Source organism: Pseudomonas sp. Sample_14 (genome assembly GCF_004307515.1).
Taxonomy (GTDB): Bacteria; Pseudomonadota; Gammaproteobacteria; order Pseudomonadales; family Pseudomonadaceae; genus Aquipseudomonas; species Aquipseudomonas atacamensis.
Window position 1 is genome coordinate 153,730 of the sequence record NZ_RCOC01000067.1, and the last position, 11,664, is coordinate 165,393.

Below are 11,664 nucleotides of genomic sequence, written 5' to 3' on the forward strand. Positions count from 1 at the left end.
CGAGCCTGCTCGCGAAAGCGTCGGGTCAGGCGACTGCGATATTGAATGTAGCGCCGCCTTCGCGAGCAGGCTCGCTCCCACACGGGATTTGTGTTGGATCAGGGAATTGTGATTCGCCGCGCAAAATTGTAGGAGTGAGCCTGCTCGCGATGGCATGGGCTCAGGCAACAACTATCTTGAATGCTCCAACCAAGCTCTTCAGCGCACCGACCACCCGCCCCACCTGTCGAAATTAATTCCAGCCTATCGGTGAATTATTTCGTGTCTGCATGTATCTGAGCCAGAAGAGCCGGCGCCATCATGGAGATGGCATCGCAGCGGTAATCTGGATCAGCGAGCGGGAACAGCGCAATGAAATCACGCAAGAACACCGTCAAACCGATCGGTTTGAAAGACATCACCATCGTCGACGACGCCAAGATGCGCAAGGCGATCACCGCCGCCGCACTGGGCAACGCCATGGAATGGTTCGACTTTGGCGTCTACGGCTTTGTCGCCTATGTGCTCGGCAAGGTCTTCTTCCCCGGCGCCGATCCCGGCGTGCAAATGATCGCCGCGCTGGCGACCTTCTCCGTGCCCTTCCTCATCCGTCCGCTTGGCGGTTTGTTCTTCGGTGCGCTCGGCGACAAATACGGACGGCAGAAAGTCCTCGCCGCGACCATCGTCATCATGTCCCTGAGCACCTTCGCCATCGGCCTGATTCCGTCCTATGCCTCGATCGGCATCTGGGCGCCGATCCTGCTGTTGCTGGCGAAAATGGCCCAAGGTTTCTCGGTCGGTGGCGAATACACCGGCGCCTCGATCTTCGTCGCTGAATACGCGCCCGACCGTAAGCGCGGCTTCCTCGGCAGTTGGCTGGATTTCGGCTCGATCGCCGGTTTCGTCTTCGGCGCGGGCGTGGTGGTGCTGATCTCGACGATTCTTGGTGAACAGCGCTTCGAAGAATGGGGCTGGCGGATTCCGTTTTTCCTCGCCCTGCCGCTGGGCATGATCGGCCTGTATCTGCGCCACGCCCTGGAAGAAACCCCGGCGTTCCAGCAGCACGTGGAAAAACTCGAACAAGGCGACCGCGAAGGCCTCGCCGGTGGCCCGAAGGTGTCGTTCAAGGAAGTCGCAACCAAACACTGGCGCAGCCTGATGACCTGCATCGGCGTGGTGGCGGCGACCAACGTCACCTATTACATGCTGCTCACCTACATGCCGAGTTACCTGACGCACAACCTGCACTACAGCGAAAACCACGGCGTGCTGATCATCATCGCAATCATGGTCGGCATGCTCTTCGTGCAGCCGCTGATCGGTTTCATCAGCGACAAGATCGGCCGCAAGCCCTTCATCGTCGTCGGCAGCATTGGCCTGTTCATCTTCGCCATTCCGGCGTTCATGCTGATCAACAGCGGCAGCATCGGCCTGATCTTCTCCGGCCTGCTGATCCTCGCGGTGCTGCTCAACTTCTTCATCGGCGTGATGGCCTCGACCCTGCCGGCGATGTTCCCCACGCACATCCGCTACAGCGCGCTGGCCAGTGCCTTCAACGTCTCGGTGCTGATCGCCGGTCTGACCCCGACTGCCGTGGCCTGGCTGGTGGAAAGCACCAACGATCTGTACATGCCTGCGTATTACCTGATGGTCATCGCCGTGGTCGGTCTGGTCACTGGCGTGACCATGAAGGAAACCGCCAACAAGCCCCTGCGCGGCGCGGCCCCGGCGGCTTCCGACCTGGAAGAAGCCAAGGAGCTGTTGCAAGAACACCACGACAACATCGAGCAGAAAATCGAAGACATCGATGCCGAAATCGCCGCGCTGGAAGCCAAGCGCAAGGAACTGGCGCTCCAGCATCCGCGCATCGATTGATCAGTGCGGCGTCGGCAATCGGTCCGACGCCGCGCCGAGCTTGAGCTAGCCTTGAAACCGGATCGCATGCCATTCAAGGAGTTCACATGTTCAAGCTGATGAAAAGTTCGGTCGCTGGCGGATTGCTCTTCGCCAGCCTCCAGGCCGAAGCCGGCGGCATCATGATTTACGAGGCCGGCCACGAAGGCACCGGGCTGGCCAACGCCGGCTCTGCGGTCATGGCCAGCGACCCGAGCATTCTGATGACCAACCCGGCGGGCATCAGCCAACTGGCGGGCACGCAGATCAACTTCAACGCGCAGTTGATCCTCGGCGACGTCAGCTTCTCCCGCGACAACGCCAATACCTTCGGCGGCAACGAAGGTGGCAACGCCTTGAAGTACCTGCCCGGCTCCAGCTTCTTCATCAGCCATCAACTCGATGAGCGCTCCTCGATCGGCTTCGGCATGTACGGCAATTTCGGTCTGGCGCTGGACTACGACGATGACTGGGCCGGGCGCTATTTCGCTCAGGAGTCGGCCATTATCGGTGTGTCGTTCCAGCCCACCTATGCCTACAAGATCACCGACGACCTGTCCGTCGGCCTCGGCCCGCGCTTCATGCTTGGCTACTTCCGCACCGAAGTGGCGGTCAACAATAACGTGCTCGGTCTGGGCAACGCCGAGGATGGTCAGTTGCGTTACAAGGACACCGACTGGGGCACGGGCGCCAACGTCGGCGTGCTCTACAACCTCAACGAGCGGACCAGACTCGGGCTGGCGTGGACCAGCAAGATCAAGCTCAAATTCGAAGACAAAACCGAGCTGAAGAAAATCACCAATCCGCTGCTGCGTCTGGCGCTCAACCGTCTTGACGCCGATCAGCTGAACGTCGACATGAACGTGCCGCAGACCGTCACCACCAGCGTGTCCTACCAGCTCGATCCGCAGTGGACGCTGCTCGGCAGCCTCGGCTGGCAGGACTGGAGCGATTTCGGCAAGGTCGGCGTGGAAGTCGATACCGACCTGGGCTCGACTGCCAGAACGGCGCAGCGGCAATACAAGGACACCTGGCATGCCTCGATCGGCGCGCAGCACCAGATCAACCCGAAACTGCGCTGGAACGTCGGCCTCGGTTACGACTCCTCGGCAGTGGATGACAAGGATCGCACCGTCGACAACCCGATGAACGAAGCGTGGCGCCTGGCGACCGGGGTCAGTTATGCGTTGCAGGAAGATGTCGACGTGCACATGAGCTACACGCTGATCTACCTCGGTGACATGGACGTGCAACAGACCAAAGCACGCTCCGGCGGCTCGGTCTCCGGCGAATACAAAAACGCCGCCCTGCATGTGCTGGGCGGCGGCGTGGTCTGGCGTTTCTAGGGATCACTGATCCTTCGGCGCCTGCGCCGGTGCGGTGAACCACTGCTCCGGCGGCACGCGTTTTTCCTGCTGTGGATCGCCCAGGTAATGCGGCGACATGATCTGCACGCCGTATTCATTGAACACGTCCTGAATATTGGCGTGGAGCATGCTCAGCAACACCGCGCGCGGACGTGGCTGGCTGGGGATGGCCTGGGCCACCAGTCGATACTCGGGATAGAAGTCCGACAGCGCGGTCTGGAACACCTGCGCCGGCGGGTCTTCGAGCACGCCCGGCGTGCGTTTGGCCGCCTCCAGCAGCATCGCTTCGACCTGGCGCCACGGCGTGTCATAGCCGATGGTCACTACCGTGTCGACCACGTAGCCCGGGCCTTGCACGGTGCGCGAGTAGTTCTTGGTCACGGTGCCGGTGATCATCGAGTTGGGCAGCGTCAGCACTTCACCGAGGCCGGTGCGAATCCGCGTGGTGAACATGCCCAATTCGGTGACGGTGCCTTCGTACTCGCCGATCCTGACAAACTCGCCGGGGCGCAAAGTCCGCGTGTAGGTCAGGATCAACCCGGCCGCCGCTTGCCCGACAACACTGGTGGCGCCAAGGGAAATCATCAGGCCGATCAGCACCGACAAGCCTTTGAACGCATCGGTCCCGGCGCCGGGCAGATAGGGATAAGCCATCGCCAGCGCAAACAGCCAGACTGCCAGTGCGGTCAGGCGTTGCGTCGGTTGCAGGGTTTCATGGTTGAGCCAGCTGAACGTCCCCGGCGCGGCCATCCGGCGCAGGATGCGTCGGGTAAATGCGGTCACGCCCCGGGCGATAAAGAAAATCGCCAGCGCCACGCCCAGCCCCGGTATCGCATCGACGATGCCCTGCAACAGATAACTGGCCAGTTCAACGAGATAGTTGTTGAGGCTTTCGCCCCACGGCCGCGTATACGGGAAGCGTGACAGGACAAAACCGAGCCATTCGTAGGACAGCAGCAGGATCAGCAACCAGCGCAGGAACAACAGACAGCGGCTGACCAACGGGTAGAGAAAATTCGAATCGATCAGTTGCACCCGCCCGACCTTCAGCGCCTTGGTGTGGCGATCCATCAGCGCCGGCAGTTTCGCCAACAGCTTGTGGCGCAGCCATGACAGGCACCACAGCAGCGCCAGATAGATCAGCGTGGCCACCGCCGCCAGCGCCAGCGAACGCACAATCATCTGCACGTTGCGCGCCTCACGGGTCTCGTTGACCACTTGGCGCAGTTTTTCCGCTGCGCCTTCGGCGGCTTCCTGCACCGAGGAATAGGCCAGGCTGTCGACGTCTTTCGGTGCAACGATGAACGCACGGGTATTGCCGATCAGCACCATGTAACTGTTCTGGATCGAATCAGTGCTGATTTTCAGCTCAGGGTCTTCCTCCAACGCTTCACTGATCACCCGCTTCGCCCGCTTGACCCGTGAGGCCGGCGCCTCGCCAAGAATGGTTGCGCGAAACAGCATGATGCTGCGGTTGGCCACTTTCAGTTCTACCGCTTCGTCCGTTGCTGTCGTGGTGTCTTCCTGTGCCTGGCCGAGCCCGGACCACAGTGTTGCAGCCAGCAGCATCGCCAGCACCATCAGCCTGTTACGCATGCGCCGTTCCTTATGGCTGATTGTCGTGAGGGGTTTCGTCCAGCACTTCGCTGACGTCGGCCGGTTGATAGACCCAGCCGATGAACAATTCATAACCGACCGCCAGGATCACCGGCCCGGTGAACAGGCCGATGATGCCGCTGGTGACCATGCCGCCCAGCGCGCCGATCAGCACCACCGGCATCGGCACGGCCACGCCACGGCCGAGTAGCATCGGCTTGAGCACGTTGTCGGAGAGCCCGGCGATCACCATCCACACGGCGAAGATGATCGTGCCGGGGCCGACGCCATCATGGGCAAAGACAAACACCACCACCGGCACGGTAACCAGCAGCACCGGCAGTTGCATGATGCCCAGCAGCAACACCATCAACGCCAGCACGCCGGCAGCGGGCACGCCCATGATCACCAGTGCCACGCCGATCAAGATCATCTGGATAAAAGCGATACCGACCACGCCCTGCGCCACCGCGCGAATGGTCGAGGTGCACAGTTGCGCGATCTGCGGGCCACGCACCGGGCCGGAAATCCGCGTGGTGATCGCCACCGCCGTGCGATGGCCGCGTTCGCCGTGGGTCATGATCAGTCCGGCGACAATCAGCGCGACGACAAACACCACGATGCCTGCACCGACGCCGGCGGCCTGATGCAACAGCACCCGACCCCAACTGGTCAGGTGCGGCGCCAGTTCCTTGAATACCCAGCTCAGGTCCTGCGAAGCGTGCATCCAGATGCCATACAACGGCGCGCCGATCAGCGGCCAGTCGGCGACATTGGCGGGTGGCGGCGGAATCTCGAACTGCCCCGCTTCCACGGTTTGCATGCCCACCTTCACCGAATCGGCCACGGATGCGCCGAGCAGACTCAGCGGCACCATCAGGATCACCAGCCCCAGCAATACCAGCACAATCGCCGCCCAACCGTAGCGGTTGCCGAGTCTGGCGCCGAGTTTCTGGTTCAGCGGATACAGCGTGACCGCGAGGATCAGCGCCCACAGCATCACATTGAGAAACGGATGGAAAATGTCGTAGCAGAACAGCACCAGGGTCGCGATCAACCCGGCGCGGATCAGTACGTCTAGCAAGGCTTTGGAACTGTTGAAGGCAATCAGCGGCTTATCTTCCATGGCAACATTCCTGAGCGGTGCAGCATTCGGGATGCGCTGAGCCTAGAACATGTTGCGCCGGTCTTCCTGTGGGGCGCGGGATTATCGGTTTACACAACACACTGTGGGAGCGAGCCTGCTGGCGAAAGCAGTATTTCAGGGCCAAGACCCTTTTGAATCTGCCGGCGCCTTCGCGAGCAGGCTCGCTCCCACCGGGCTTTGCGTTAATCCTCAATCTCAACCCGCCCACAAATCCAGTGTGGGAGCGAGCCTGCTCGCGAAAGCGCAAGGTCAGGCAGCACGGATGCTCAGGCCATCTACCAACAAAACCATCACCCCACCGATTACTCCGCCCGCCGCATGGTGTTAAATAGGCGCCAGTCCCGACCTTGTCGCTTCAAGCCGTGCCACGAGAACCGCTATGAAAACCCCTGCCCAGAACATCCACGCTCAACAGGTGACCCGATGATCGAAGTCACCGAAGTCTCCATCGCCCAACTGCGCGCCGCCCTCGAATCCGGCCAGACCACTGCCGTGGAACTGGTGCAGGCCTATCTGGCGCGCATTGATGCCTACGATGGCGCCGACACCCCGACGGCACTCAACGCCGTCGTCGTGCGCAACCCCGAAGCGCTGAACGAAGCCCGCGCCTCCGATGCCCGCCGCGCCAACGGTGAAACCCTCGGCCCGCTCGATGGCATCCCCTACACCGCCAAGGACAGCTATCTGGTCAAGGGCCTGACCGCTGCTTCCGGCAGTCCGGCGTTCGCCGATCTGATCGCTCATCGCGACGCCTTCACCATCGAGCGCCTGCGCGCTGCCGGGGCGATCTGCCTGGGCAAGACCAACATGCCGCCGATGGCCAATGGCGGCATGCAACGCGGCGTCTATGGCCGCGCTGAAAGCCCGTACAACGCTGACTACCTGACCGCACCGTTCGCCTCCGGCTCGTCCAACGGCGCCGGCACCGCGACCGCTGCGAGTTTCGCTGCGTTCGGCCTGGCCGAGGAAACCTGGTCGAGCGGTCGCGGCCCTGCGTCGAACAACGGCCTGTGCGCCTACACCCCGTCGCGCGGCGTAATCTCGGTGCGCGGCAACTGGCCGTTGACCCCGACCATGGACGTCGTCGTGCCGTTCGCGCGGACCATGGCCGACCTGCTCGAAGTGCTCGACGTGGTCGTCGCCGAAGATACCGACACCCGTGGCGACCTCTGGCGCTTGCAGCCGTGGGTGCCGATCCCGCGTGTCAGCGAAGTGCGCCCGGCTGCGTACAGCGAACTGGCCGCCGACGCCAAAGCCCTGGCCGGCAAACGCTTCGCCATCCCGCGCATGTACATCAATGCCGACCCGGACGCTGGCACCAGCGAAGCCCCCGGCATTGGCGGCCCGACCGGTCAGCGCATCAACACCCGCGCGTCCGTGATCGATTTGTGGAAACAGGCGCGTCAGGCCCTTGAGGCCGCTGGCGCCGAAGTCATCGAAACCGACTTTCCGCTAGTCTCCAACTGCGAGGGCGACCGCCCTGGCGCGCCAACCGTATTCACCCGTGGGCTGGTGTCGAAAGAGTTTCTGCACCATGAACTGTGGGATCTGACTGCCTGGGCGTTCGACGACTTCCTGCAAGCCAACGGTGACCCGAAGCTTAATCGTCTGGTTGACGTCGACGGGCCGAAGATCTTCCCGCACGACCCGGGCACCCTGCCCAACCGCGAAGGCGATCTGGCCGCCGGCATGGACGAATACGTGCGCATGGCCGAACGCGGCATCACGCCGTGGAATGAAATCCCAACCGTGCCTGATGGCTTGCGCGGTCTGGAGCAGACCCGACGCATCGACCTCGAAGACTGGATGGACAGCCTCGGCCTCGACGCCGTGCTGTTCCCCACCGTCGCCGACGTCGGCCCGGCGGATGCGGATGTGAACCCGGCCTCGGCGGATATCGCCTGGAGCAACGGCGTCTGGGTGGCCAACGGCAACCTCGCGATCCGCCACCTCGGCGTCCCGACCGTCACCGTGCCCATGGGTGTGATGGCCGACATCGGCATGCCCGTCGGCCTGACCTTCGCCGGCCGCGCGTACGACGACTCGAACCTGCTGCGCTTCGCCGCCGCCTTTGAATCCACCGGCAGCAAACGCCAGATCCCACCGCGTACACCGCCGCTGGCTTGATGCACTGTGTCAGCTCCCGCAAACCCTGTGGGAGCTGGCTTGGCAGCGATGGCGGCCTGACAGCCGCCACAGTTCTACCTGACTGTTCCGCTCCCACAGGGTTTGGTGTGAGGGCTGCCAACTCAGCACACCGGCCCAATCCTTTCCAGGCCAATCCGCCGATCATCAGCGCCATCCTGATTACCACCGGCCCTGACCATGATCAACCGCGCCCCCTCCCGCCTCACCCTGCTTGCCATGCTCTGCGGTCTGACCGGCACCGCCCACGCCAGCGGCTTTTTCGACGACGCCGAAAGCGATGTCCTGCTGCGCAACTTCTACCTCAGCAACGACTACCGCTCGCCCACGCCCTCCGGGAAAAACTACAAACAGGAATGGGCACAAGGCTTTATCGGCAACTTCTCATCCGGTTTCACCGAGGGCACAGTCGGTTTCGGCATCGACGCCCACGCTTTCGCCGGCCTGAAACTCGACGGCGGCAAGGGCCATTCCGGCACCGGCCTGCTACCGGTCGACAGCGATGGCCGCAGCGAACACGACTATTCCAGCGCGGGCGGTGCGCTCAAATTGAAAGCTTCGCGCACCACTCTGGCCTTCGGCGAAATGACCGTAGAAACCCCGGTCTTCGACACCTCCGACAAACGCCTGCAACCGGAATACGCCACAGGCTTTTTGCTCAACAGCGCCGAGTTCGACAACGTCAATCTGGTCGCCGGGCATTTCACCGCGTTCAAGAACCAGGACAGCTCTTCCGGCCAAGGCGATTTCTTTGGATACGGCGCCAACACCGAAGCGGGCGGCATCAGCTTCGTCGGTGCCGATCTGTTCAGCTCAAGCCCGATCGGCGGCGCGTTGTATGCCTCGGAACTGAGCGACACCTGGCACCAGTACTACGGCAACCTGCACTTCAAACAGTCCGGCGTGCTGCTCGACGCCAACCTCTACCACACCCGCGACACCGGCCGCGCATTGGCCGGCGAGATCGACAACAGCGCCTTCAGCCTCTCCGGCAAATACAACTTTGGCGCGCACGCGGTGATGCTCGGCTGGCAACGGATCAATGGCGACACGCCGTTCGATTTCGTCGGCGGCGACTCGATCTACCTCGCCAACTCGATCAAATACGCCGACTTCAACGGCGCCAACGAACGCTCCTGGCAAGCCCGCTACGACCTCGACCTCGGCGCCTTCGGCATCCCCGGCCTGAACTTCATGACCCGCTACGTCAGCGGCAGCCACATCGACGGCACGCACGCGCCGAAGGGCGGCGCCTACAACCCGTTCGACGCCGTCAGCGGCGACTATCAACCGCAACAAGGCAGCGGCGGCAAGCACTGGGAACGCGATATCGACCTGAAGTATGTCGTGCAGTCCGGCGCCGCGAAGGATCTGTCGGTGCAGCTGTCGCACGTCACCCACCGCGCCAACGAAGCGCAGGCCGGGGATGATATTGACCGGATTTACGTGGTCATCCAGTACCCGCTGGGTTTCTGAGGTAACACGATCAACCCGCCCACAGGTTCCTGCGTCGGCCACAAACCCTGAGGTTGCTCCCTGAGATCCAAATCAATTGATTTCAGCGTACCGCAGCGCCTACAGCGGCTAGCCAAGTGCCATCACCTCGTTTATTCTGCGCCCCCGCATAAAAAGCCAAGCCAGGAAGGCATTGATTGACCTTCCTGTTTGTAGTCAATCAACGCAAGCAGATTCAGGGATGTACATGTTTCAGCTATTCAAACTCGGAGCGGCCGTCGTGCTCGCCGCGACGCTCAGCGGCTGCATTACCGAAAGCGCTTCCTGGGTCAGCGAACCCTTGCAACCCAAGGCAAGCGAGCCAGTCAGTTATCTCGTTGGCTCAATCGGGCCGCAATCACTCAAGCAATCAGCCGCTGACAACCAGCGAATCTTTTTCCGCAAACGCGGTTCCGAATACGGTGCGGCCGGCGTCTGGAAAATGGCCGGTGCTTACTCCACGCCGCAGGATGTTCAGGACGGTGTCGGCGCAGCGAGCGTATTCGTGCTTCCCCTGAAGCCGGGCGATTACGAGTTCTATGATTTCCAGTTCTTTTCCGCACGTTATCAACCTGGGCTAGGCACTGTTTTCACCTCGAGAGAGGCGCGGGAAAAATTCAACCTGCCGATGCGCCTGGAACCCGGCAAGGCCTATTACATCGGCGAGTTCCGCTCGTTCTGCCTGACAGCCGGTTTCTGCGCGTTCCGCTGGAGTGATCAGAACGCCCGCGATGCGCTGATTGCGCAACGTCTGGCGCCAGGATTGCCAACGCTGCAACCGCTGAAACTCGACCTCAACCGTGCTCAGCCCTACATCTTCACCGGCCCCATTCCGGGTATTGCCGTGGATGCCAAACCATGAAAAAAATCATCGCCCTCACCGCCGCCGCTCTGTTGACCGGTTGCGCGGCGACCAACACCTTGCCCGAGCGCACGCTTACGGACGCTCAGGATTATCTGCAGCCGATTCACGTTATGGTCGATGATCCGGAAAACGGCTCCAGCCTGCGCAACCACCTGCGTCAGACCGGTGTGTTCCGCACTATCGAAACCGGCAGCGGTAAAGCTGACGAGTACAACGTGCAGGTCAAACTCAATGTGGAACGTCACCTGCCGCCGTTTCCGGTGATTCTGCTGAGCACCGCGACGTTGTTCTTGCTGCCGCTGTCGAACGAATTCGACACGCAAACCGAATTCACGGTGTTCCAGGGTGACAAGCGACTGAAGCAATACACCTATCGCAACATCACTCAAAAATACGTCTGGCTACTGGATCAGGGCGGCGAGATGCGCGAACAGAACCTCGGCCGCATCGCCCGCGCCTTCGCGCAGGATGTGCAGCAGGACCGGCTGATCCCGGCAGTCGCGCAATGAACCGCGCGATGATAAAAGTCGCCGGCCTGCTCTGTGCCTCACTGATGCTGGGCGGCTGCGCCAACACCTTGCAACCGCTCGATTACCATGCCGATCAGGCCTACGTGCCGGTCACGCTCGGCATGGGGCCGGCCTATACGCGCATCGACGAGCAGCATCAGCGCGAAACCGTCAGCGTCCTGAAAAAGACCGGCGCGTTCTCGATGCTCGACGGCGGTTACACCCGCAACGGCTACAGCCTGTTGATCACCGAACCCAGCGACGGCAAGGTCAACTGGCTGGCGCTGGTCAACGTCTTCACCCTGTTCACCTTCCCTATGCCCTACCACTACCAGGACAACCTGCGCGGCTCGGTCTTCAAGGATGGCCAACTGCTCAAAACCTACAACTACTCCCGCGAAGGCTGGAGCGTGATGACGTGGTATGTGCCGATTCCCGGGGTCGAGAACAAACGGCAGATGCTCGACCAGTTGTTGGTGGAAATGGACCGGGACAAGTTGATTCCGTATCAACCATAAGGTTGGGTGATGTGGGCTGGTGCGGTGGACTGCGGCGCAATTCTTTGATTTAAACGAAGCTGTTTAAAAGACACCTGCGGACACGGTCTCAAGGCTACAAATCCTTGCGCCATTGCCTACAGCCAAGCCAGAATCCGCCGGCTTGTGCGCC

The 11,664-nt window shown here is 61.7% G+C and carries 9 protein-coding genes; 7 read left to right on the top strand and 2 right to left on the bottom strand.

Annotated elements, in window-relative coordinates; translation table 11 throughout:
* Positions 1–351: 351 nt before the first annotated feature.
* Both proP and D8U61_RS16250 read left to right on the top strand, forming a co-directional pair.
* Positions 352–1,854, top strand: a complete 1,503-nt coding sequence (gene proP / locus D8U61_RS16245) for a glycine betaine/L-proline transporter ProP (protein ID WP_024013032.1) — start codon at positions 352–354, stop codon at positions 1,852–1,854.
* A 98-nt stretch (positions 1,855–1,952) separates the two neighbouring features.
* A complete protein-coding gene (locus D8U61_RS16250; protein WP_241663632.1) occupies positions 1,953–3,218 on the top strand; it encodes an OmpP1/FadL family transporter in 1,266 nt (421 codons plus the stop codon).
* 3 nt (positions 3,219–3,221) lie between these two features.
* On the opposite strand, the gene D8U61_RS16255 is transcribed toward D8U61_RS16250, so the two are convergent.
* Together D8U61_RS16255 and D8U61_RS16260 are read right to left on the bottom strand one after the other, a co-directional pair.
* On the bottom strand, positions 3,222–4,835 hold the full coding sequence (locus tag D8U61_RS16255; protein WP_130927293.1) for a mechanosensitive ion channel domain-containing protein: 1,614 nt from the start codon (positions 4,833–4,835) through the stop codon (positions 3,222–3,224).
* A 10-nt stretch (positions 4,836–4,845) separates the two neighbouring features.
* Complete coding sequence (locus D8U61_RS16260) at positions 4,846–5,961, bottom strand: AI-2E family transporter (protein WP_130927294.1); 1,116 nt, start codon at positions 5,959–5,961, stop codon at positions 4,846–4,848.
* Between the two features lie 444 nt (positions 5,962–6,405).
* Here D8U61_RS16260 and D8U61_RS16265 point away from each other — a divergent pair, with 444 nt between their 5' ends.
* The 5 genes from D8U61_RS16265 to D8U61_RS16285 all read left to right on the top strand — a co-directional run bounded on the left by D8U61_RS16265 (position 6,406) and on the right by D8U61_RS16285 (position 11,513).
* Positions 6,406–8,109 (top strand): amidase, encoded by a 1,704-nt coding sequence (locus D8U61_RS16265; RefSeq protein WP_130927295.1) that lies wholly within the window; start codon positions 6,406–6,408, stop codon positions 8,107–8,109.
* Between the two features lie 198 nt (positions 8,110–8,307).
* Entirely contained in the window at positions 8,308–9,603 is a 1,296-nt protein-coding gene (locus D8U61_RS16270; protein WP_130927296.1) for an OprD family porin, read from the top strand.
* Positions 9,604–9,775: 172 nt separating this feature from the next.
* Positions 9,776–10,483, top strand: a complete 708-nt coding sequence (locus tag D8U61_RS16275) for a hypothetical protein (protein ID WP_241663631.1) — start codon at positions 9,776–9,778, stop codon at positions 10,481–10,483.
* A complete protein-coding gene (locus D8U61_RS16280) occupies positions 10,480–10,995 on the top strand; it encodes a hypothetical protein (RefSeq protein ID WP_122706290.1) in 516 nt (171 codons plus the stop codon). Before D8U61_RS16275 ends, D8U61_RS16280 begins: the two co-directional genes overlap by 4 nt.
* An 8-nt stretch (positions 10,996–11,003) precedes the next feature.
* Positions 11,004–11,513, top strand: coding sequence for a hypothetical protein (locus D8U61_RS16285; RefSeq protein WP_024013039.1), 510 nt, complete (start codon positions 11,004–11,006; stop codon positions 11,511–11,513).
* Positions 11,514–11,664 lie beyond the last annotated feature (151 nt).